This window comes from Bacteroidia bacterium (genome assembly GCA_026932145.1).
GTDB lineage: Bacteria > Bacteroidota > Bacteroidia > J057 > JAIXKT01 > JAIXKT01.
In genome coordinates this window covers 439,289-463,417 of sequence record JAIXKT010000007.1, presented here as the reverse complement: position 1 = coordinate 463,417, position 24,129 = coordinate 439,289, and the positions used below count along the sequence as shown (strand labels likewise).

20 protein-coding genes are annotated in these 24,129 nt (G+C 38.5%); 10 read left to right on the top strand and 10 right to left on the bottom strand.

From position 1 onward, the window contains the following. Window positions 1-101: 101 nt before the first annotated feature. A complete protein-coding gene (locus LC115_03050; protein MCZ2355661.1) occupies window positions 102-5,309 on the top strand; it encodes a fibronectin type III domain-containing protein in 5,208 nt (1,735 codons plus the stop codon). Between the two features lie 119 nt (window positions 5,310-5,428). Here LC115_03050 and LC115_03045 read toward each other — a convergent pair whose 3' ends face one another. From LC115_03045 to LC115_03035, 3 genes are read right to left on the bottom strand one after another with little or no spacing between them, the layout of a single operon-like run. Beyond that, the gene (locus LC115_03045; protein ID MCZ2355660.1) at window positions 5,429-6,295 is read right to left on the bottom strand and encodes an aminotransferase class IV; all 867 of its coding nucleotides are present in this window, start codon (window positions 6,293-6,295) and stop codon (window positions 5,429-5,431) included. Between the two features lie 8 nt (window positions 6,296-6,303). After that, window positions 6,304-7,392 carry a glutamine-hydrolyzing carbamoyl-phosphate synthase small subunit gene (gene carA / locus LC115_03040; protein MCZ2355659.1) on the bottom strand — a complete coding sequence of 363 codons (1,089 nt, stop codon included), beginning with the start codon at window positions 7,390-7,392 and terminating at the stop codon, window positions 6,304-6,306. A gap of 7 nt (window positions 7,393-7,399) precedes the next feature. Continuing rightward, the gene (locus tag LC115_03035; protein ID MCZ2355658.1) at window positions 7,400-7,975 is read right to left on the bottom strand and encodes an NAD(P)H-dependent oxidoreductase subunit E; all 576 of its coding nucleotides are present in this window, start codon (window positions 7,973-7,975) and stop codon (window positions 7,400-7,402) included. Between the two features lie 214 nt (window positions 7,976-8,189). Between LC115_03035 and bcp the strand changes: the two genes are divergently transcribed. The 3 genes from bcp to LC115_03020 all read left to right on the top strand — a co-directional run bounded on the left by bcp (window position 8,190) and on the right by LC115_03020 (window position 11,589). Continuing rightward, window positions 8,190-8,669 carry a thioredoxin-dependent thiol peroxidase gene (gene bcp / locus LC115_03030; GenBank protein ID MCZ2355657.1) on the top strand — a complete coding sequence of 160 codons (480 nt, stop codon included), beginning with the start codon at window positions 8,190-8,192 and terminating at the stop codon, window positions 8,667-8,669. A gap of 82 nt (window positions 8,670-8,751) precedes the next feature. Continuing rightward, window positions 8,752-10,620 (top strand): alkaline phosphatase D family protein, encoded by a 1,869-nt coding sequence (locus LC115_03025; GenBank protein MCZ2355656.1) that lies wholly within the window; start codon window positions 8,752-8,754, stop codon window positions 10,618-10,620. Window positions 10,621-10,785: 165 nt separating this feature from the next. After that, a complete protein-coding gene (locus tag LC115_03020; protein ID MCZ2355655.1) occupies window positions 10,786-11,589 on the top strand; it encodes a hypothetical protein in 804 nt (267 codons plus the stop codon). A 46-nt stretch (window positions 11,590-11,635) separates the two neighbouring features. Here the strand turns inward: LC115_03020 and LC115_03015 are convergent, their stop codons facing one another. From LC115_03015 to LC115_03005, 3 genes are all read right to left on the bottom strand, one after another. Continuing rightward, entirely contained in the window at window positions 11,636-12,103 is a 468-nt protein-coding gene (locus LC115_03015) for an NADH-quinone oxidoreductase subunit C (protein ID MCZ2355654.1), read from the bottom strand. 17 nt (window positions 12,104-12,120) lie between these two features. Next, complete coding sequence (locus LC115_03010) at window positions 12,121-13,077, bottom strand: ABC transporter substrate-binding protein (GenBank protein MCZ2355653.1); 957 nt, start codon at window positions 13,075-13,077, stop codon at window positions 12,121-12,123. Window positions 13,078-13,158: 81 nt separating this feature from the next. After that, window positions 13,159-14,745 carry a PAS domain S-box protein gene (locus LC115_03005; GenBank protein MCZ2355652.1) on the bottom strand — a complete coding sequence of 529 codons (1,587 nt, stop codon included), beginning with the start codon at window positions 14,743-14,745 and terminating at the stop codon, window positions 13,159-13,161. 428 nt (window positions 14,746-15,173) lie between these two features. Here LC115_03005 and LC115_03000 point away from each other — a divergent pair, with 428 nt between their 5' ends. The 4 genes from LC115_03000 to LC115_02985 are packed head-to-tail and all read left to right on the top strand — an operon-like array spanning window position 15,174 to window position 17,705. Beyond that, on the top strand, window positions 15,174-15,515 hold the full coding sequence (locus LC115_03000; GenBank protein MCZ2355651.1) for a translation initiation factor: 342 nt from the start codon (window positions 15,174-15,176) through the stop codon (window positions 15,513-15,515). A gap of 9 nt (window positions 15,516-15,524) precedes the next feature. Continuing rightward, window positions 15,525-16,604, top strand: a complete 1,080-nt coding sequence (locus LC115_02995) for a hypothetical protein (protein ID MCZ2355650.1) — start codon at window positions 15,525-15,527, stop codon at window positions 16,602-16,604. Next, on the top strand, window positions 16,601-16,990 hold the full coding sequence (locus LC115_02990) for a hypothetical protein (GenBank protein ID MCZ2355649.1): 390 nt from the start codon (window positions 16,601-16,603) through the stop codon (window positions 16,988-16,990). The genes LC115_02995 and LC115_02990 overlap by 4 nt, the downstream gene beginning before the upstream one ends. Then, window positions 16,968-17,705 (top strand): 16S rRNA (uracil(1498)-N(3))-methyltransferase, encoded by a 738-nt coding sequence (locus LC115_02985; protein MCZ2355648.1) that lies wholly within the window; start codon window positions 16,968-16,970, stop codon window positions 17,703-17,705. Before LC115_02990 ends, LC115_02985 begins: the two co-directional genes overlap by 23 nt. Here LC115_02985 and LC115_02980 read toward each other — a convergent pair. Continuing rightward, window positions 17,696-18,691, bottom strand: coding sequence for a hypothetical protein (locus LC115_02980; GenBank protein MCZ2355647.1), 996 nt, complete (start codon window positions 18,689-18,691; stop codon window positions 17,696-17,698). The two genes, LC115_02985 and LC115_02980, sit on opposite strands and share 10 nt — an antisense overlap. Window positions 18,692-18,701: 10 nt before the next feature. Next, window positions 18,702-19,214, bottom strand: coding sequence for a hypothetical protein (locus tag LC115_02975; GenBank protein MCZ2355646.1), 513 nt, complete (start codon window positions 19,212-19,214; stop codon window positions 18,702-18,704). Window positions 19,215-19,352: 138 nt separating this feature from the next. On the opposite strand from LC115_02975, the gene LC115_02970 reads away from it, so the two are divergent. Further along, the gene (locus LC115_02970) at window positions 19,353-20,522 is read left to right on the top strand and encodes an acyl-CoA dehydrogenase family protein (protein ID MCZ2355645.1); all 1,170 of its coding nucleotides are present in this window, start codon (window positions 19,353-19,355) and stop codon (window positions 20,520-20,522) included. 64 nt (window positions 20,523-20,586) lie between these two features. Here the strand turns inward: LC115_02970 and LC115_02965 are convergent, their stop codons facing one another. Both LC115_02965 and LC115_02960 read right to left on the bottom strand, forming a co-directional pair. Further along, a complete protein-coding gene (locus tag LC115_02965; GenBank protein ID MCZ2355644.1) occupies window positions 20,587-20,943 on the bottom strand; it encodes a VanZ family protein in 357 nt (118 codons plus the stop codon). Between the two features lie 27 nt (window positions 20,944-20,970). After that, window positions 20,971-22,512, bottom strand: a complete 1,542-nt coding sequence (locus tag LC115_02960) for an aldehyde dehydrogenase family protein (GenBank protein ID MCZ2355643.1) — start codon at window positions 22,510-22,512, stop codon at window positions 20,971-20,973. A gap of 174 nt (window positions 22,513-22,686) precedes the next feature. Between LC115_02960 and LC115_02955 the strand changes: the two genes are divergently transcribed. Further along, the gene (locus LC115_02955) at window positions 22,687-24,117 is read left to right on the top strand and encodes a hypothetical protein (GenBank protein ID MCZ2355642.1); all 1,431 of its coding nucleotides are present in this window, start codon (window positions 22,687-22,689) and stop codon (window positions 24,115-24,117) included. Window positions 24,118-24,129 lie beyond the last annotated feature (12 nt).

Genomic DNA, 24,129 nt, shown 5'->3' with positions numbered 1-24,129 from the left:
TTTCGGAAAGGATAAAATTTTCAATTTTAAAAAAGTTATAATTTTATTGTATTTGTATTCAAAAAATATTGATATTCGCGTTAGAACTTGGGTTTTGTTTTATGAAAAAGTGGTTTATTGTTTCTTGTATTTGTTTTTTTGCAAATGCGGTTTTTGGCCAGGGCCAGCCTTTGGGGGCGGCTTTTTTTGCTGCTTATAATCAGTATCCGGCACTTCCGGCTGGTTTGTTAGAAAGCATGGCGTATTCGGCTACAAGGTTTACGAATGTAATCCCTGATGAAGACGATTTACATCACGGCCCCGGTTATTATGGTTTATTCGGCTTAGTTGAAGACGGACACGGCTATTTCAACGAAAACTTAAACTTTGTTTTAAATCTTTCTGGAATTACGAAGCAGCAATTTTTGCAAGATGAGAGTACCCAAATTATGGCTGTTGCTAAAGCCATAAACTATCTCAGAACGCAGAAAAACATTGGTTTTCAGGCAAATATAGAATCATATAATATTTTACTGAAAAACTTTTCGGAGATACCAACCAATAATAACGTTATTAACTTATATGCGCAAGATGTGTGGGTTTATGAGATAATGCGAAATATTCAGGATGGATACAACCACAATCGGCTGTTAAAGCAACCACAATCAATTAACTGGATGCAGTTATTTCCACAATCTACCTATGACATTCTCCGTTCACCTCATGTTATCATAATTAATCAAGGTACTAATAAGCAAATAACAAATGGTTCTAATGTTTATGTACCTCCTACGACCCAATCTACGGATTATCCGCCGGCTTTATGGGTTGCAGCCAATTCCAGTAATTATTCCTCCCGTAATGGAACATCAATTAGTGCTGTTACTATTCATACTGTTCAGGGAACTTATGCTTCCTGTATTTCATGGTTTCAGAATCCTGCTGCAAGCGTTTCAGCACACTATGTAGTTCGTTCTTCGGACGGTCAAGTAACCCAGATGGTTTTAGAATCCAATAAAGCGTGGCACGTAGGAAGTGAAAATCCTTATACCGTTGGGATCGAGCATGAAGGCTATGCAGAAAGTGGAAATACGTGGTACACCAACGCAATGTATCAAGCCTCAGCCACCTTAGTAAGCGATATATGTTTAAGCCACGGCATTAACCGTACAACCTGCTACAACGGCCCCCCTACCTCCGGATTGCAACTGTTATCATCTGCTTACAAAATCAAGGGACATCAGCATTACCCTAACCAAACCCATACAGACCCTGGCCCTTACTGGAACTGGTCTAATTATTACAACTTAATAAATGGCGTGGTAGCTGATGTAACCCCACCTACTACATCAATCACAACGAATAGTAATTGGCAGTATCAAAACTTTAATGTCTCTTTTAATGACCAAGATAATGTCGGCGGAAGCGGTGTTGATAATAAGTTTTATCAAGTAATAGACTGGAATGGAACAGAATGGCGCGGAAATGCCACCAAAGGATTCTTTAATGATAACTTTGATAATGCTATTCACCCAGAATGGACAATAACCGCAGGAACATGGGGAAGCGTTTCCAGACAGCTAAAACAAAGTAACCAATCAGTTGCTAACACCAATATTTATGCACCACTTACCCAAGTTGCTTCCAATTCCTATTTATATTCATGGTCAGGAAAGGTAGAAGGTTCCGGCACGAACCGAAGATTTGGGCTGCATTTCTTTGCTGATTCTGCTGCAAAATCTAATAGAGGAAATTCTTATCTCGCTTGGTTTCGTGTAGATCAAGGTAAAGTTGAACTCTACAAAACAGTAAACGATGTTTTAAATGTCATTTATACTATTAATAACGTCCGTATTAATCCATCTACTTGGTATGATTTTAAAGTAGCTTATGATCCGACCAAAGGAAAGATTGATATTTATATGAATAACAGTCTTTTAGGCAGTTATACTGATTCCAGCCCGCTTACTTCCGGCAACTATATCTCCCTCCGAAATGGCGATTGTGAGGCTTATTTTGAAGACTTAAAGGTTCGTAAATCTCGGGGAAGTTCTGTGATAGTTACCATAGGTGCCGGACAAGACGTGCGCTATGAAAGCCCCGATTCCGTAACAGAATCTTGTAGAATCAACACAACTGTTGTTGATAATGCCGGAAATTGGTCTTCAATAGTTTCTCAGAATATTTTTGTAACATTTAACCCTGCTTGCGGAACACCACAAAACTTAACTACTACTAACATTACCACTACAAATGCTACTTTAAACTGGAGTGGAGTTGTGAATTCAACTAACTACACCATAGAATATAAACCCTCAGCCTCTCCTACCTGGCTATCAGTAACCACAACCAGCTTAACTTCCATAGTACTTAATGGCTTAACAGCCAACCAGACATACAATTGGCGCGTAAAAACAAACTGCCCGTGGGGAGGATCAAATTATGCAACAGCAACATTTTCAACAACTTATATTGATAATGTACCTCCAACAACCCAAATTTCTGTAGCCGGTACATGGCAATATCAAGATTTTACAGCCAATTTTACTGACCAAGATAATTACAGTGGTGTTGCAAAACGTTTTTATCAAGTATTAGACTGGAACGGAAGTGAATGGCGCGCTAACCCAAATCGAGGGTTTTTCAATGACAACTTTAATACAGCGGTTCATCCGTCATGGTCATCTACTGCCGGAACTTGGGCTGTTAATTCAGGGCAATTAAAACAAACAAATCAATCCGTTACCAACACCAACCTCTATACATCGTTAGCCCAAAATACCTCAACTTCATGGTTATATACTTGGTCAGGAAAAATGGACGGCTCCGGCACTAACCGCCGATTCGGTTTTCACTTCTTTGCTGATTCTGCTGCCAAGTCTAATCGTGGTAATTCTTACCTCGTTTGGTTCCGTGCAGACCAAGATAAAATCGAAATATACAAAACAGTAAATGATGTTTTAAACACAGTTGCCTCAATTAACTTCCCTATTGATGTTTCAGTTTGGTATCAGTTTAAAGTAACCTACAATCCAACTAATGGCTTGATTGAAGTTTTTATCGATAACGAACTGAAAGGTAGCTATACTGATCCAACCCCTTTAACAAACGGTAATTTTATTTCTCTTAGAAATGGCGATTGTGAAGCTACCTTTGATGATGTTAAGGTTTATAAATCACGTTCGACTTCTGCTACAATTACCTTAGGAGTAGCCGGCGATATACGTTATGAAAGCCCTGACTCCAATACCTATGCCTGCAAGATTAATAGCATTGTGCAAGATGGCGCGGCAAATTGGTCTGCTATTGTAGCCCAAAACTCATACATCGTATTCAATCCTGCCTGCGGAAATCCTACAGGGTTAGCAAACAGCAACCTAACTACAACATCTGCAACTTGTTCGTGGAATTCAGTTGTAAATGCAAATGCTTACCGCTTCGAGTATCGTCAGGTAGGAACTGCTACTTGGACAGCCGTTGCCTTGATAAACCCAACCTATAACCTAAGTTCTTTAACATCAGGAACTACTTATGAATGGAGAGTAAGAACGAGTTGCCCTTGGGGAAATTCTGCTTTTGCTACAAGTAGCTTTACAACGATTTCCCCTTGTACTACTCCGTCCAATTTAACAGCTTCCGGCATTACTATTACTGCTGCTAATTTATCTTGGGCTGTTTCTCCGAGTGCGACATCTTATACCCTTCGTTACAAAAAATCTACAAACACAGTCTGGACAACCGTATCGGGAATTGCAGTTAATAGTTATGCGTTAAGCGGTTTAGCAGGAGGTACGACCTATAACTGGGAGATAATGAGCGTTTGTAATGCCCAAAATTCCGCCTATACTGCATCTTCTTTTACCACTTACCCTGTTTGCAATCCTGCTTCTAACCTCGTTTCATCCGCCATTACCGCATCCGGCGTAACGTTGTCATGGGCTACCACAAACGCTAATAACTACACCCTTCGGTACAAACCAACAGCCGGTTCTACCTGGACTTCTGTAACGGTAAATAGTGGTTCTTACGTTGTTTCCGGCTTAACGCCAGCTACTGCTTATATGTGGGAAGTTCGCTCTAACTGTACCGGAGGTTCTTCGGGCTATGTTACCGGCTCTACATTTACCACTTATCCAATTTGTAATGCTGCATCTAACCTTATTACGTCCTCAATCACTTCATCTGGCGTAACACTATCATGGACTACCACAAACGCCAATAACTACACCCTTCGATACAAACCAACAGGCGGTCAATCATGGACTTCTGTAACAGTGAGCAGTGTTCCTTATGTTATTTCCGGTTTAACGGCATCTACCGCTTATACATGGGAAGTTCGTTCTAACTGTACCGGAGACTCATCGAGTTATGTTACCGGTTCTACGTTCACCACCTTACCCCCGTGCCTATCCCCCACTTCATTATCAGTAACATATTTATCTACCCAAATTGCTACTTTAAATTGGAATACGGTAAGTGGTGCTACGTCTTATTCTGTTCAATACAAGCCATCTGGCGGATCATGGACGACAGTAACAACCTCTAACACTACCTACTCTTTAACGGGTCTATCAGCTTCAACTGTTTACAATTGGCAAGTAGCATCTGTATGTTCCGGGCAAAATTCAAGTTATACTACCGATACTTTTACCACAAAAGCAACTTGTTATGATGCTTATGAAAGCAATAATTCCAGCGTTACCTCCACAGCCTTAACTCAGGGAGTTAAGAAAATAGGTAAAATATGTGCTGCCAATGACGTAGATTGGTTCGTAGTTACATTATCTTCTACTACAAATCTACGTGTTACAGCATCTAAATTGCCTTTTAATATCAATATGGAGCACTATGTCGGCGGAACATATATTTCAGGGTCATACAATAGTGGAACTACTAATGAAGTGGTTGCACGAAACAATTTACCGGCAGGAAATTATTATTATCGCTTGTATGCAGCCGTAGCCGGAGAGTTTGATAACTCACTTGACTACGAAATATTAGCCGAAACATCGGTTACTCCGTTTAAAGAAGAGGGAATATTCTCGCCTGACGAGTTAAGTGCTATTGAAAAACCAGCTCAATTTTATCCAAATCCAACAGATAATTGGTTGAACTGCTTCTTCACGCTTGATAACCCAGGAGCTTTATTTTCAGCAAGCTACACTATTACTGACTTACAAGGAGCAACTGTTTTTCAACAATTAATTCCGACAACAGAGGGATCAAATCATCAAATATTAGATGTAGGCAATTTAGCCAATGGCCTATACTTTGTAACCTTACAAATAGGAGAAAGAAAAGAACGAACGAAAATAATCATTCAACGTTAAAAAAAGCAATTAGGGGCGCAACTTGCGCCCCTAATTGCTAATAAACGATATTAACAACATGAAGTTAGCTGTGAACTATGTTTAACGTAATTCTTATGGAGGGGTGTGATACTACTATCTTATTGAATTTGCCCTAACAAAGCCTGAAATAGCCTTGTCAAGATTTCCCCATTTACAGAGAAAGTTGTTTCTAAGCCTTTGATAAACCGGATAGGTTGCAGGCCTGTAATTACGTTTGTAGTAAATACTTCTTGCGCGTGATTAACCATATTTAGAGAAATGGGGGTTTCATGTGTAGGTATGCCTAAGGCATTTGCGATAGTGAGTATTTGCTGGCGCATAACACCAAGCAAGACTCCTTCAGAGGCCGGCGGAGTAAATAAATTTCCTCCTTGAACTACAAACAAATTTGCATTACTTGCTTCTGCTAAATTACCGGAATGGCTCATTAACAATGCATTATGATAGCCTTGCTGGCGAGCATATTTAGTAGCTAAAATATACGGTAAGCTATTGCAGGTTTTGATAGTAGAGATAGCCGAAAAATGTAACTTAATTCCCTCATAAACAGCTAATTTCTGAATAGCATTGAGGTCATAGGTTTCTAAGTCAAAAGGAGCAATATCGGCATAAAAGGTAGCTTCATCTTGCATCGGAGCGTACACACCAGAGCCAGACCGATACACTTGATACCGAATTTTCCCCCCAAAAAAAACTTTGTTATGATAACATAATTGTTCTAATTGACTGATAAACAGACTCTCATTAAACCAATCCGGAAGTTCTATGCCCAGTATTCTAAGCCCATTTGTCAAACGCTTATAGTGATGTGAAACAAATAATGGTCTTCCTTGAATGACCCGAATGCTTTCAAAAACGCCGTCCCCAAATCGAAAAGCTCGGTTATCTAAGGTTTGCGTAATAGATGAGGCTGTAGCAAACTCTCTATTTAGCAAAACTACCGATTTAGGGTTGTTGCTGCTCATAAACAGTCTTAGTTAGCCATTAATTGAACAAATTTTTGGAATAAATAATGGCTATCATGTGGGCCGGGAGAAGATTCAGGATGATATTGTACAGAAAAAAAAGGTTTATCTCGAATGATAATTCCCTCAACCGTATTATCGTTTAGGTTGATATGACTTAGCGACACTTCTGCGGATTTTTTAAGAGAATCCATCGAGATTGCAAAGCCGTGATTTTGGGAAGTTATTTCAGACAAGCCGGTTTGTAAATTTTTTACCGGATGATTTAATCCACGGTGTCCGTTAAACATTTTATAGGTTTGTAGCCCAAAACTCAACCCAAGCAGTTGATGCCCCATACAAATCCCAAAAATCGGTTTATCTTGTTTGGTCAGTTCTTGAACTGTTTTTAACGCATAATTCATAGCGGCAGGGTCTCCAGGTCCATTGGATAAAAAATAACCGTCAAATTGATAGATTAAAAGTTCTGATATAGAAACATTGGCAGGGAAAACAGTTACGCGGCAGCCATACATATTTAGCATTGTTAAGATGCTGCGTTTAATCCCAAAATCTAATGCAGCCACATGATAGGGAGCCGTTTCGTCCCCCACAGTGTAAGGGCAAGAGGTGGTTACGGCGGAAGATAATTCTAACCCGTCCATAGCCGGGCATTGGGATAAATATGCTGCTAATTCTGACACATTATCGGTTTCTGTGCTTATAACAGCATTCATCGCGCCTTGATTTCGGATATGCCGAACCAATGAACGTGTGTCTATTTCATCAATAGCAATAATTTTTTGATCTTTAAAATATTGAAATAGAGATTTTTGCGCATCAATTCGGGAGAAATTATGGGAGAAAGACCGGCAGATTAATCCATTTATCTGAATCTTGCTACTTTCTTGCTCTGCATCACAGGTTCCATAATTTCCGATGTGTGGGTGTGTGCACAACACAATCTGACCGGCATAAGACGGGTCTGTAAATATTTCTTGATAACCGGTCATTCCGGTATTAAAGCACAACTCGCCCCATTTGGTACCGGATAACCCAACCGAGCGTCCGCGCCAAAGAGTACCATCTTGTAGGTACAAGCAGGCTACTTCCGGCATAGTTTTATCAGAATAAATTCTTTTGGTCTGGTAGAGGCACGGCCTTGTAATCAGGATATTTTCCCTGACGTAACTCCGCTACCAAGGTGTCAAAAGATTCTGGTGTCATACTATGCGTAATCCTGCGATTGTGAACTTGGCAAACCGGTGCAGTATCACAGGCTCCTAAGCATTCGGCTTCCCGTATGGTAAACATTTTGTCTGCCGAACGCCCGTTTTCATCTAACTGTAATACTCGTTTTGCGTATTCATATAACGTATCCCCGCCACATTCTCCGCAGGTAAAACAAGTGCAAATCTCTAATAAAAAACTACCTACTTCTTGCTTTAAATACATTGTGTAAAAAGAAGCTACACCGTAAACTTGCGCAAAAGGAAGTTCCAAAGTATCTGCTACTAACTTAATTACACCCATCGAAAGCCAGCCATATTTTTCTTGTGCTATCCACAAAGCAGGCATTACTGCTGACCTTGTAGAAGGATATTTAGATTTATGGAAGGCTATTTGCTTAAGTTCTTCTTCAGTAAACTCATAATGCCCCGCATCGTCAAATATTGGATATGCTACTGAACCGTGTCCCATTTCTTTACTAATCGCGGCAAATCTACATAAACTTTGTTCAACTACCCCACAAAGTGAGGAATTTTCATCCAAAAATTAACTTTATACTAAAGTAATCCCGATTTAGAACTATCAAGGAATTAATTTTGATAAAAATTGTTATCTCTAATTTAGTTTGTAAAGTCATTCCTTCTTACCAATTACTGAACCACAAGCAACTATTTTTTCACTAAATATGTCTTTATCGTTATTACAACCCGGATTTAAAGCTCCTGATTTTCAAGCCAAAACACAAACAGGGCAGGATTTAAAACTTTCTCAATTTTTGGGGCAAAAGATAGCTCTCTATTTTTACCCAAAAGATGACACCCCCGGCTGCACCAAACAAGCCTGCAACCTAAGAGATAATTACACAGCATTATTGAAAAATAATATTCAAGTTATCGGCGTAAGTATAGATTCGGCTGATTCGCATCAAAAATTTATCACCAAATACAACTTGCCATTTCCCTTAATTACGGATAGCGACCAAGCAATAGTGCAGCTATATCATGTGTGGGGTGAGAAAAACAACTATGGCAAAAAGTATATGGGCACTCATAGAGTTACGTACCTTATTGATGAACAAGGTATAATTCAGCATGTTTTCCCCAAAGTGCAGACAGAAAATCATGCTGAACAAATTCTGCAAGCTGCATTAGCCCCAAAACCTTAAAAATATTGCTTCTTTAACTTATAAAGATGTTTTTTTGTTTGATAAAATTTAAATTTGCGCAAAAGAAAAAAATACAACCATTATGAGGTCAATTTTAAACCAATCCGCAGTAATATTTTGCTGGATATTGCTGGGATTTTCAGCCTTTGGGCAGTCTGCAACTCCTACCGGAGTTCCAAGACTCCAGATAAACTCTTGCTTAGAGCCATTTTATCACGGTGTTGCATCAGGCGACCCTACCTCCAGTAGCGTGATGATATGGACGCGCGTTACTCCTACCAACGGAACACCTGACAGTATCTTAGTAACCTACAAAGTAGCTACCGATACAACCTTTGCAACCGTAGTATCTTCCGGAAGCTATCAAGCCAAACCAGACCGTGATTATACCGTAAAAGTAGATATAACCGGCCTGCAAGCAGGAACTTTCTACTACTATCGGTTTGAATCTGATGCTAAAAAATCCCTAATTGGCCGTACCAAAACAGCCCCCGTTGGAGGAATTAATAACGCACGTTTTGCCGTTGTTTCTTGTGCAAATTATGAAAGCGGATTCTTTAATGTTTATCGTAAGATATTACAACGCAATGATATTGATGCCGTTTTGCACCTGGGAGATTATATCTACGAATATGGAACCGGCGGAATGAGTTCCAACTTACAAGGACGTGAAAAAACACAACCTGAACATGAAATCATTACCTTAGATGATTACCGCACACGTTACTCTCATTATCATTTAGACCCTGAATTAAGTGCGCTTCACCAACAATTTCCTTTTATTACTGTTTGGGATGACCACGAAAAAGCCAATGATGCATACCGAGATGGCGCACAAAACCACGATTCCACAGAAGGCGATTGGTACGTTCGTAAAGCCGGTGCCAATAAAGCCTATGACGAATGGCTACCCTTACGCCTCCCAAATTCAAATGACCCAGCTATTATCTACCGAAAAATAGAATACGGAGATTTAATCAATCTCTATATGATGGATACCCGCTCAGAAGGACGTGATAAGCAGGTAGCTCTTGGTGCCCCAGAACTTAATGATACAACCCGAAAAATTATATCCCAAACTCAATACGATTGGCTAATGACGAACATGAAGTCTTCTACCAAAACATGGAATATTCTGGGACAGCAAGTGATGATGATGCCACTGCGGGTATTTGGCACAGCCGTAAATTTAGACCAATGGGACGGCTATCCGTTTCAAAGACAAAAACTTTGGAATGACATCTTAGATAATAACATCAAAAATATCGTTGTTTTAACTGGAGATATTCACACGGCTTGGGCTGGCGATTTACCGGCAAGAAGCTATAACTCCTCTACCGGAGCCGGTTCCGCAGGCGTTGAATTTGTAACTACCAGCGTAACATCACCCGGAAGCCCAATACCCGGAAGCACAGCCATCATCAAAACACAAAATCAGCACATGAAATTTACTGAACTAACCAAAAAAGGGTACGTTTTATTAGACATTACACCCAGCAAAGTTCAAGGAGATTTTTACTTCGTAAATACCATTAACACCCCAGACGAAGGGGAAACTTTTGCAGAAGGCTGGTATGTAGATAATAACACCCGATTTCTGAAAAAAGCAAACGCAGCTTCTACCGCTCAGTTTGTAAATCCGCCATTAGCTCCCACCTGTATTGTTCCAACAGGTCTTGACGCAGACTCACCGGAACTTATTGTGGTAGGTACTTGGCCAAATCCATTTACCAAAAAATTCGTGATTCAATATTCTTTAGATGTAGTTCAGCCTGTTTCCATTGAAATATTAGATTTAGCAGGAAAAGTAATTTATGCTGAAAACTACGGGAAGATACCTGCCGGTGTTAATTATGCTGAAGTCATTGCCGAAAACCTGCCAAATGGCGTTTATCTATTCAAAATGACTGCCGGAAAAACCCAAATTACCCGAAAAATAATCAAACAGTAATTCTAATAAACCAAATTATTTAGCATAAATCGCTGGCATATATTTGAGATAAAAATATTTTTAAATATTTTACTCAAATATATGCCAGATGTATTTAAAAAACACTTAACTTGCGCTAAATTTTGGTACTATTATTGTTACATCCGATAAAATAAAATATTTTATATGAAAAAATTGCTTTTAATACTTAGCCTGTTTTTCTTTTCTGTTTCAGTCTTTGCCGGTGGTGATTCTTATCAAGTTTTGCACGTCAAAGGAACTATCATGGTGAAAGCATCTGGAAAAATCCTTAAACCCGGAGATATGATTAGCTCTGAAGATCAATTAGTATTCAGAGGTGATGCAATGGCTGCGGTAATTAGCCCACAAAAAGGGCGTTTTGTAATGAAAAGCGGCCCAGCCGCAAATGCCAATAGCGAAATTGTAGCATACGTAAAATCCAGTATTTCTCCAGCCAGTAGTAAACTAAGCACCCGAAAAGGACTGATTAACAACTCATTAGACCTCAAAAAGTATTTTGATGAAGGAAAAACACCTGTTGTTGTTACCGGAAAACTTGCCATAAGTGTAAATGCAAGCACCTTTCCACTTGATAATGACCACTTCTTTTACATCCGCTACAAATACAAGGGTGAAGATGTTAATAAGCAGTTAGAGTTTCAAAACGACAAGTTTTTTGTAGAAAAACAAAACCTCTTTTCTGTTGATGGTAAGCCGATTGCAGAATCAGACATAACCGGCCCTCTAACCTTATTTTACTTCCACAAAGAAGTTTCTGACCCAATATCAGTCGTTCAATTTAGCTTTCCTATTCCAGAAGAATTAGCGCAACAAATCAAAATGATTAAAAATGCAAATGCCGGAAAATCTAAAAAAGAAACCTTAGATGAAATCTACGCCTTTGTTTCGGAAACCTATGGCACACCAGACCAAGAAGCCATCGAAGTAATTTATGATGGCATCAAGTAAAACCTAAAAAAACAAAACCTACTAAAATTCCAACGGCCTTATTAAACTATAAGGCCGTTGGAATTTTATGATAATCAGTTATATTGTTGTAATCTTTGCGTAGCGGGAAACCCTCCCAATCTTTTGGCATCAAGATACGCTCTAAATTCGGATGATTCTCAAAATAAACGCCCAATAAATCATAGGCTTCCCGCTCATACCAATTTGCAGCAGCCCAAATCGAAGTTACACTGGGGATACTCGGCAACTTTTCCGAATTACAACCTTTAGTAGCCCTTGTTTTTAAAACCCAAAAAGTTCCATGAGAAATTGATTGCAGATGATAAACAGTTTCTATAAAATCCGGATAATCCACAGCAGTTAAGCAACTTAACACTTCAAATGAAGTTGTCTTTTCTGTGTGTAAAAAACTGCAAACTGAAATTAACTGATTTGCTGGAACCAGAAATGTGGTTTGGGAATGTGGTAACGGAGTTTCAGGCGAAATTAACTGAACATCCGGAAAATGCTGCATGAAATAGTCTATTAAGTTCATGGATGTTTTTTATTAGAAAGAGATACCTGTGTATGCAAGCTCTGGGCAATTTGAACCAGTGTGCTAATACTCGAAATACTCGGGACAAGTGTAGTTGTTGGTAAAAATTGAAAAAACTGCTTCTTTTCAACTGCCTGCAAATTATCTAATACCGGATAGGTACTGATTAAATTTGCCAAAAATTGGTCATTAGAGGCTAAAATCAGTAAATATTCGGGATTCCATTTGAGCAACGAATCTGCTTGTATCGCGGTAAAAGATCCGTGTATATTTTCATTTGCCGGCCTTCCCCCCAAGTTCGGTAACTGCTCTACAAGCCAATGGTTTTTCCCTAAAGCTCCCAAAGGTTCAATGCTAAAAAGCCCAATAACAGAATATCTAACTAACTCTTTGGTTTGTAATGTTATACCTTTCCAGATATTTTGTAGAGAATCTTGTAATACTTTTGCTTCTTGGATTTTAGCCGTTAGTGTCCCTATCTTTTGGATATTTCCCCAAACATTATCCAGATGTTCAATTTGAAGCGTAATAACAGGGATGTTTTGCCTTTTCCAAAAGCCTATATTGGGTTTTTCATCTGGTAAAAATGAACTTAAACCATATACCACACAATCGGGGTTCAGAGTGGTTAATTCTGCTTCTGCCTGAATATTACCGGGAGTAAAGCGAACAACAGACTCCGGAAGGTTACCTCGATAGCTATCTGAAACAGCTACCAACTGATCTGTAAGCCCCAAAGCAACAAAGACTTCTGTGAGCTGTGCCGAAAAAGAAATAATCCGAAGTGGAGGCTTAGATAAAACTATTTCCTGCTGAATATCATCTTTAAAACGTATTGTGAGTAAAGGAGCATCTTCAATAGCCTTTAAATCAGTACGTTTACAAGAGATTAAGTATATTCCAAGAAGCAATATCTTGCTTAGAAAAAGTAAGTTTCTCTTGCCAAAAATCATCTTTTATAATAAGAACTTACAAAGATAGCAACGAAAACGGTTAAACAAAGTCTAACTGATTTTAAGAATGGGATAGGTTCATCAAGGTATTTTGATTCCTATTATCAAAATATCATCGCGCTGCTCTTTATCTCCCTTCCAATCTCTGATGGTTTCATACAAGAGTTTTTTCTGCTCCTCCATTGTCATAGCTTGGTTGTTAAACAATATCTCTGAAAGTGTTTTCGAGGAGAGTTTTCTATTTTTTTCGCCTCCGTCTTGGTCTGAGTAACCGTCTGTAAATAAATAGATAATATCTTTGGAGAATATTGGGATGGTGTGATTTTCATATACTTGTTCATCGCTGCTATCACCTCCTATGGAGGCTTTTGTAGGAATGATTTTTATGATTTCCGGTTCTCCTTCTCTGATTAACCAAAACGGCCTATTAGCTCCGCTATACTCCAATAGATAGTTTTCTAAATCAATACTGCAAAGGGCGATGTCCATTCCGTCTTTTACCTTTGTGAAGTTATCTGCTTCTTCATGGTGCTTAAATAAGCGTTTGATTCCTTTATTGGTTATAGATAATATTTCACCCGGATTATCGGTTATTTCTGATGCTGCATCAAGTTTTCCGGAGCAAATCATGCTGGTGAGCGCACCGGGTACACCATGCCCCGTAGAATCTGCTGCCGCAATCAGTATTTTTTTAGGTGTTTTATGAAACCAATAAAAATCTCCGGCCACAATATCTTTGGGCATATACAAAACAAATGAATTTGGAATACAGGCTGTTATTTCCTCGATACGCGGCAGCAGTGCATACTGAATCCGCTTCGCATAGTTAATGCTGTCAGTAATCTCCTGTTGCTTTTGAAGTACTAACTTCTTTTCAACTTCTAATTGTGTGTTTTTTTCTAAAATTAGTTTTTCGGCTATTTTTCGTTCTGTTATATCCCTAAGAATACCGGTGAAGTAATATTCTTCGCCGTCTTGCCAAGCAGAGAGGGTTAGTTCTATGGGAAATTCTATGCCATTTTTTCCGATAGCAGCAACTTCAACCGGCTTTCCCATTGTTCTAAGCGTTTTGGTTGAAAGAAAATTTTCAACTCCTTTTAGATGTAATTCTTTAAATCTATCGGGAATAATTAGCATAACTTTTTGACCTGTTGCCTCTTCTGATGAGTAACCAAACATTCTTTCTGAGGCTTTATTCCATGAGCGTATTATGTGATTAGAATCAATATAAATAATCGCGTCATTTGAAGATTCTAAGATAGCTTTCATCCGTGCGTCAGAAGATTTTCTTTTCGTAATATCTCTGATAATGCCGGCAAAATATAGTTTCTTGCCATCTTTCCAACTTGAAAGCGTTAGCTCAATAGGAAATTCAGTACCATTCTTTTTTAGGCCGGAAACCTCAACAGGGCTTCCCATAATCTTGGGTTTTTCTGTCTGAATATAGTTTTCAACCCCGCGTATATGCAAATCCTTATACTTATCGGGGATTATTGTCATGACTTTTTTGCCGATAATTTCATCCGCAGTGTAGCCAAACATTTTTACGGCAGCTTTATTCCATGATAATATTGTATGGTTCGTATCAATGGAAATGATAGCATCAGAAGAAGTCTCTGCAATCAACTGATACTTAGACTTAGAAAATATATCATCAATTATTGACATACGGAAAGTATTTTAGTAATAATTCTAGGGAAAAAAGTAATATAGTATCAAAAATAACTCTGCAAAGATAATAGGATTGTTAAAAAACAACTGTTTTTTTAAAATAATAATTATACACAATCAACAATAAGATCTTTTAAGCTATTATGATTTTTTTACTAAATTATTTGAATAAATGCCACTCTATTATTTTGAAATTAATTTTTATATTTTGATATTATTTTAGTAATATTATTCGTATTTAATACTTAGCTAAAAATGGGTATTTTATTTATTTGGTAAAAGTCTTTAGGTTGTTTTAATTGTTTATTTAATTGCTTTCTGGCTTATTCAATTTACGGGTTGGGATTTATGGGGTGTAAATCCGTATAATTTTTGCTAAATATTTAGAGTAAGATAACGTAATAACGTGTAAATTTGCGGCCTAAATGAAACGCCGTAATAATGAGTTCGGACTTGTTTATTCTACTGACCCTGATTGGCAACCGGAAACACCCGATGCGGAATCAGTAGAGCCAATACTTCCTGCCCAGCAAGATTTACGCATTACTTTGGATAAAAAACTAAAAGGAGGCAAACAAGCTACTGTCATTTATCGTTTTTTGGGTAGCGAAAACGAATTGACGAGTTTAGCTAAGCACCTCAAAACCGTTTGTGGCTGCGGGGGCACAGCCAAAAATGGTGAAATTATCCTACAAGGTAACTGCTTAGATAAGGTAAAAATAGAACTTACCCGACTTGGGTACCGATTCAAGATTGCCGGCATCTAACTACTTCACATGAAAAAATTATCAAAATTTCTTAGCAGTATATTTACTTCTAACAGCACCAACGAATCTCAAACAACAAAACTACTGGCTATTGACGGCGAATTTGTTAGGCCAGGCCAAGTTCCTACCGAAATCCTCAAAAACATAGCTAACTATCGTATCTTAGTTTTTTTAAAAGACAAAAATCAAATGCCGGCATGGAACGCCGTATTTGTGCATCAAAAATCCGAGTTCATAATACTTCAAAACCCCGAAGCAAAAACATCTTCTCTACTCACCTACCACGTTGTGTGGGAAACAGCTTTTCACAAATACGCCTTCGTTTCTATCGTAACCGGAATTTCTACACTGAAAAATATTACTCCTTTCTTTAAACTACATAATGTTGAATCCGTTGTACATTATATTTCAGAGGAAAATAAATTCAACCGAAATAAAACCCGAACCAATGAAAGAAATCCTACCCATAAAAACGGCTCAAACGTAGAAGAACAAACTAATAATAAAGATAATACGCCACAAAACACCGTAAAAGAAGTTCATAAAAACCCTCATAAACAACAGCAACCCAAAGATAATAAGCCAAAAGTAGAAACCTTAAACTCTAACCAACCGGATTTACAAGAAAACAAAACACCAGCTCCTGTAAAAGTTCCTGCCACAGACAAAAAAACGGCTTTACCCAAAAATACTGAACTAAATCCAGACAAAAAGCCGGCTTTACCAAAAACCATAGAAATAGATAAAGAATTGGTAACGAAATTTTTAGAGCACCTACAAAAACAAGTTGAGCTAAATGTTCCAATCCGGAAAGGATATATCGGTACTTTGGTAAATCAAGCAACAAGTAAACCCTCCGTTGAAGTTTTTCAGGGAGGTGTGAACGCCTTGGTTGCATTTTTGGTTCAGCATAAATGTATTACCGAAATAGACCGGCAAACCTGCTCTTTTATCAACTGGCCGAATATAGAACTTTTTAACCAATATTCTGTTTCAAGCACACACAATAATTCAAGTGCAATTCAGCGGCCTCGTAACCCAAACAACCGAAGACGGCCACCTGCTCAAGATACCCAAAAAGACGAATGATTTCTTCGCTTAAAACCTTTGTGGGCTTAGGTTTCTGGATAATATTGATGATGAGCATATACTCATGCCGTAAAGACCCCGCCAATCCAAGCCAAGACACTACCTGCCCACAAATCAGTGGAGATACAACCAACGTATCTTACAGTTTAGCGATAAAGCCGATATTCGAAAAACACTGCATCTCCTGCCACCAGCCGGGAAATTCTATGGGAAATATACTCCTAAATAGCTACCAAAATGTTCAAACAGTTGCCCTTAACGGAAAATTAGAAGGCGTTATTATGCGTAAATCGGGTTACACACCGATGCCCCCCAGCCAAACTTTACCTGCTTGTCTAACCAATCCTATTTTAACATGGATTCATGAAGGCAGCCGAAATAACTGACGACCTGCCAACTTTTCAGGCAAGATATAACCCAAATACATCAGAATTATCCTTAAACGAAGATGATAGTATTCATGCTATCAAGGTTTTACGGCTAAGTTCAGGGAGTTTCTGTTTTACTACTGACGGCAAGGGCGGGTTTTGGAAAACACAGATAAATCAGATAGACAAAACAGCTCAATTGCAGATTATCGAATCATTTCCGGATTTTGGAGAGGCTAACTACCAACTCCGCTTAGTTGTGGGAATGATTAAACATCAGCAACATTGGGAATGGCTATTAGAAAAAGCTACCGAAATAGGCGTTTCCGAAATTATTCCAATATATTGCAAACATACAGATAAGTATGTGAAAATTAATCTATTACGTTCTGAAAAAATATTATGGTCTGCACTCAAGCAATGCAGACGTAGTCGGCTACCAATACTCCACAATCCTATCACTTTTATTGATTGGCTAAATACAGAAAAAGATCTAACTGGCTGTTGGTTAGCTCGACAAGGGGCAGTTCCCTTTTCAATTCATAGTTCCAACCCCAAATTCAGCACTTGTATAATTGGGCCGGAAGGAGATTTTTCCCAAGAAGAAATCAAAAAAATGAAAGATGTAGGTTTTCCTACTTTTAGTATTGGGAAAAACAGACTCCGAACCGAAACAGCAGCCTTCATTGCCTTAACGTATATGAATATAGCTAATAACCAGCACTATAGCTGAAAATAATAACGAATAGCAATCCACCAATTACTGGCTTTTTCCATATCCGTAACTAACTGAGAACGGCTGTAATTCAATGGGTTAAAATCATGTCCTGAATGGCTATACAATTTTTGAATATTGTGAATAGCAACATAACCGGAAAGTAACAACATTGCCAAAATTGCTAAAAAAAGACTTTTGGATTTACTGTTAATCTGCGTTTTTGTTATCTCAATTACTTGTTGGTGTGCCTTGCGAAACTCTCTAAAAGCCAATTCTATATTTTGGCCGGTAGCCAAAGTCTGTATGCCTGCACGTGAGTCTTCATAAATATCCAACAAATCATCCAATAGCTGAATAGCAGCACCTAAGTTGTAAAACAAGCGTTCCGTTTCTGGATTTACCGGAAAAGGCAACGTAACCAAAAATAACAACATCGAACGCCCCCCTTTTTCAAGGGTAATTTGCTTTATTTCTGAAACCGATAAAGATTGATGCTGAAGTTTACTTTTTGTCTGAATATCAATTACTTGTGAAATAGTTTGGTGAAAAACAACTGGCTGTTTTACGAGTCCTAAAATTTTTTTCCAAAGAAATAACGTCAGTTCTTCGTGCGTATTTTGAGGTTTATATTGGTTTGGCGAATTTAAAAGATTGGAAAGATTTTGCAGTGCATCTTTTTTTGAGGTTTCATAAAACTCATCAATCAACGGTGTGATTGCGGCTAAATACACCTGCAATGAAAGTTCTATATGGGAAAGTTTTTTTCCATATAAAGTTGCGGTATTATGGCTTATAAAAATCGGTACTAAGGTAGCATAACTGAGGATTTTTTTCTGCCCAATTTCTTTTAGCGTTCCGTCATCATGCTCAAAAAAAGATTCTATTATTGGTATTAGGTGTTTTTTTAACCAACGCTTATGCTTTTCAGAAGTATATAAAACCCACACAAAAGCCTGAAAACCAACCAATAGCTTTTGTATGGCTTTGACTGGTTGTATCATTGCAAAGTACTTAGTTCAGCTTTGAATTCAGCAGAAAATCACAATCATTAAAGACATCTTGGATTTTAGAGTAAACAGAATCCATTTGTGTTAAATGTGCGCGATGTTCTTTCAGAAATTCGGTTAGTTCGGGATCTATTTTACCGCGTTCTTTTTGCTCTCCATAGCGAGTATAAACAGCCATTAGATGCAAATTATATTGAAACCATTTAGCAGTAAGCTCTTTAAATTGTGAAAAAGCGGTATCATTAAATTTCCGAATGGTAACAACAGCCTGTGTAGCAGCCGTTTTATTATCCCGAATTTTAGACGGATATTTAAGAACATCAATCCATTGGTCTAACTTCTGGCGATATTCTTCCATATTTTCAGATAATTTATTTAGTATTGGCTTTTGGCTGGCCATTAAAGCAAGCATTTCTTGTTGCTTAGTTTTAAAACTACTCCCGTCATTAGGTTGAGCAAGTAATAAGAATTGCGTCCCGCAGAATAAGAGGCAGAGAAAATATCTAAAAAAAAACATTGCCGCAAAGTAACAAAACTAATTATTTCAGTTGAGAAAAATAGATGAAGTTTAGCCGAAAAACAAACTCTTTTTGGGAATAATGTAACCAAACTGCATAACTTAGTTTAACTTTGCAAGTATAAAATGATGTAGTGTATGGGTTTACCGTTGTTTACAGAAGAGCAGGAAATGTACCGCCAATCTTTGCGGCGGTTTATTGATTCAGAAATACTCCCTAACGTTCAGCATTGGGAAGAAGAAAAAATTTGTGAACGTTCTATTTTTGAAAAAATGGGCAAGTTAGGCTTCATTGGCCCTAATTTTCCTTCAGAATATGGCGGCGGCGGAATGGACTTCTGGTCTGCGGTGATTTTTTCCCAAGAAATAGCTTATGCAAACTGTGGTGGGCTGGCAATGTCCTTATTTGCACACACTTACCTACCTTTGCCGCTTATTAACGCTATTGGCACAGAAGACCAAAAACAAAACTACCTCAAACCGGCATTGCAAGGTCAAAAAATTTGTGGATTAGCGATTACCGAACCCAGTGGCGGCTCTGATGTCGGCGGAATGAAAACATTCGCAAAGGACATGGGAGACCATTACCTCATCAATGGTTCTAAAATGTGGATTACCAACGGAACACTGGCAGACTTTATCGTACTATCTGCCAAAACCGGCGAAGGTTATGACCTGACCTTGTTTATTTTTGACACTAAAACACCCGGATTCCAAGCTATTCCCGTAAAACACAAACTGGGGATGCACACCTCAGATACCAGCCAACTCTTTTTTGAAAACTGTAAAGTACCTAAAACAGCCGTATTGGGAATGCCCAGTATGGGATTTTACTATTTGATGAATAATATTCAGGAAGAAAGGTTAATTGCTGCGGTTATGTCCACATTCAGTGCGGAATGGGCTTTTGAAAAAGCTAAAAAATATTCCCGCGAACGCGAAAGTTTTGGTAAACCACTGGCAAAGTTTCAGGTTATTCGTCATAAACTATCTGAAATGGCCGTAAGCCTTGAAGCCTGTAAAGCACTGACCTTTGAAGCTATTCATCAATTTATGGCTAACGGAAGTACTGCTACTAAAGTTATAACCATCGCTAAATTATTTGCTACCGAAAATAGTATCAAAATCATTGACGAAGCGCTACAGATTCATGGCGGATGGGGATATATGGAAGAATACGGCTTAGCAAGAGCTTGGCGTGATGCCCGCCTCACTACGATTGGTGCTGGAACCTCTGAAATCATGCACGAAATAATCTCTAAACTCGTCATTGACGAAGTTCAGCACGAACGGCAGCTACTCCGCTAATTGTTTGTAGCCCAGAAACACTAAAATAAACCTATGTCTCTAAATTAGAGAACATCGGTTTATTTTAGTATTTCTTGGGTTTTGCAAAAGCACTATAAGCAATAACAGCACTTTTACCTATCAATATACCAACAATATCAGCAATAATATCTCCTATTGATGCTACCCTAAACGGTAAGAAGGACTGCATTACTTCAATTAAAATACCGTACAAAAAGCAGCATAACAGATGTAGCATCCAATGCCCCTTAGGCCATGCTTGTTTTATCAAAACAATCATTACGGCAAAAGCCATAATATGATTTGTTTTATCCCCTCCGGGGATTTCCGGAAGTGATATAGGCCAAGTAGCTAAAACCGTAATAATGAGGACATAAATCCCAAATATAATTTGCCAAAGGCGTAAGGTAAACTGCAACAATATTATTTCTGTAAAAGTTAATACTGTTTATATGTCGAATTTTATTCCTTGTGCTAATGGAAGGGTATCCGAAAAGTTAATTGTGTTTGTTTGGCGGCGCATATACCATTTCCAAGCATCTGAGCCGGATTCTCTGCCTCCTCCGGTTTCTTTTTCGCCCCCGAAAGCACCTCCGATTTCTGCTCCGGAAGTACCGATATTTACATTAGCAATACCGCAATCTGAACCCTCTGCACTTAAATATAACTCTGTTTCTCGGATGTTATTTGAAAAAATAGCAGATGATAACCCTTGCGGAACATCGTTTTGCATCCGAATAGCCTGGTCAAGGGTATCATATTGCATCAGATATAAAATAGGTGCAAAGGTTTCCTCCTGAACACTTTGAAAATGATTTTGGGCTTCTACCAAAGCCGGCACTACATAACAAGGTGATCCATATTGTTTTGCATCTAAGTGTTTCCCGCCAAATAATATTGTACCACCTTCTTGAACTACCGCTTTAAGTCGGTGTTGCATTGCATTTACGGCTTGTTCGTCAATCAATGGAGAAATTAATATATTGCTATCCAATGGATTACCAATTCTATGTTCTAAGGTTTTGTATGCAGATAGTAATGTGGTTTTTACTTTTTCATAGATAGAATGGTGAATAAAGATTCGGCGCGTTGTGGTACAGCGTTGGCCGCAAGTGCCTATTGCGCCAAAAAGTATCGCTGGGATAGCCAATTTGAGGTCGGCGTGTTCTGTTAAGATAATAGCGTTATTACCGCCTAATTCCAACAAGGCGCGGCCAAAGCGTTCTGCTACGGTTTTGCCTACGGAACGCCCCATTCGGGTAGAACCGGTTGCCGAAATTATGGGAACGCGCTTGTCGGCAGCTAACCACTCTCCTACTGCTCTATCTCCAATAATTACGTTAAAAAGGCCTTCCGGCAAGTTGTTTTTTTTCAGTACCTGCTGTAGTAACTTATGGCAAGCTAATGCCGTGATGGGTGTTTTTTCAGAGGGCTTCCAGATAACCGGATTGCCGCAAACGGTGGCTAACATAGCGTTCCATGACCAAACAGCTACCGGAAAGTTAAAGGCAGAAATAACGCCGCAGATTCCAAGCGGATGCCATTGCTCATACATCCGGTGTTTTGGGCGCTCAGAATGCATCGTTAAACCATATAACTGGCGCGACAGACCTACTGCAAAATCACATATATCAATCATTTCCTGAACTTCGCCAAGCCCTTCTTGATAAATTTTTCCCATTTCATAGGAGACGAGCCAGCCAAGAGGTTCTTTGTATTCCCTGAGAACTTCGCCGTATTGCCGCACTATTTCTCCCCGTTTGGGAGCAGGAACAGTGCGCCAGTATTCAAAGGCTTTTGAAGCCGTTTCGATAACTGTTTCATAGCTCATGCGGGTACACATACGTACCGTTCCTATCTGGTTGGCATCTACCGGAGAGTAACTCACCAAGGTTTCACCATCTGTATGAATGTCTAAAGAACCGGTAGTTACACCAAATTCTTCTGATTTAAGCCCAAGTTTGGATAAAACAACGTCTAATGATTGCACGGATATATTTTTTGCAAAGTTACAAAAAGATAAGTCTCAAGATTGTTTTTTCTATGGCGTGATAGTTTCCAAGATAATTTAAAGTTATCTTTTAGGTACAAAAAAACAGATAATTGCGAACATTATGAGACTTGGTTCATACTATCTATTTTTAATTTTTAACTTTGCTGCAAGATGTTCAGAATCGGAATATTTTTCTTTATCGTTATTTTGGCAGGAGTTTTTGGCTGCAAAAAAGGCAGTTTATTAGAAAATAATCCACCGGATACCAAGATTTTTTTGGATAGCGTTGCGTTATCTGGCCCTCAGCGTTTAAATAGTATTGTCTCTTTGTATTGGCAAGGGTCAGACATTGACGGGTGGGTTACCGGTTATGAAATATCGCTAAATAATCAAGATTGGTTTTTTACCACCAGACGGGATACCAGCATTCAATTTTTGATTCCACAAGGCCAAGATACCACAGATATTCATTTTTGGGTGCGTTCTATAGATAACTTTCAGATGCGAGACCCCTCTCCTGCTTATTTGCGTATTCCCATCAAAAATACTCCTCCGGTAGTAGCCTTTGATTCTACATTGTATCCCTATGATACAGTGCTTTCGGTTGTTAGTTATCAATGGTCTGCAATAGATTTAGATGGAAATTCTACCATAACAGAAGTTCAAATTCGGGCAAATGACGGCCCTTGGATGAATTTAGATATTAATCAAACCCTGATTTCATTCGTAGCAGAAAACCCTGCTTCAGTAGGCATCGGAGAGGCACTTGTTTATCCTAAAACAACCGGAAAGCCGCTATCTACTACGCTATCTAATTGGAATAATGGTGGTTGGAACACATTATACATACGAGTAAGAGACCAAGGCGGGTTGTATTCACAGCCGGATACAGCAAAAACGATCTTTGTGAAACCCAAAACCAGCAATTTATTGGTCATAGATAATTCCCCGATTAATCCACGAGCCATAAATACTTATTCTCCTATTCTAAATAACGTTTGGGGTAGCTATGATTATTTGGACTATACCAAACCTGCAAATCAATTTAGGTTATTAAATCCGACCTTACTCTTGTTGCTAAATAGTTATTCTGAAGTATTTTGGTTTTCTACGAATAATTCAAGTCAAATTTTGTTGATTGAAAATGCGGAATCAGTTATACAGCAATATTTGAATCAGGATAAAAAACTATTGATGGTAGTTCCGCTACCATCATCAACGCAGGCTGAATCTGCTATATTTCGTTTTGCTCCCTTTGAATCTTTAACACAAACCAGCAATGCCCAGATTGTAAATCAGGGCTTAGTATATCCGGTTTCGGGAAGTGCTGCTTCTTTTCCTACCCTAAAAAATAAAGGCCCCGGGTTTATATCGGGTATCAATCCGGTTATTCAAAAAATCAGTGCAGAGGTTTTGTATCGTGCTGAGTTACAATATTCTGGAAATACATGGACGGATTCTACGGCTGTCATAACAGCATTACGCAATCAAAATAATAACAAGATAAATCAAATCTTTTCTGTTATTCCACTACAAAACTTAGATGGTAATACTAACCTACAAAGTTTTTTTCAGGCCGTAAAAGAATCCTTTGATTGGTAGCGATATTTTAGA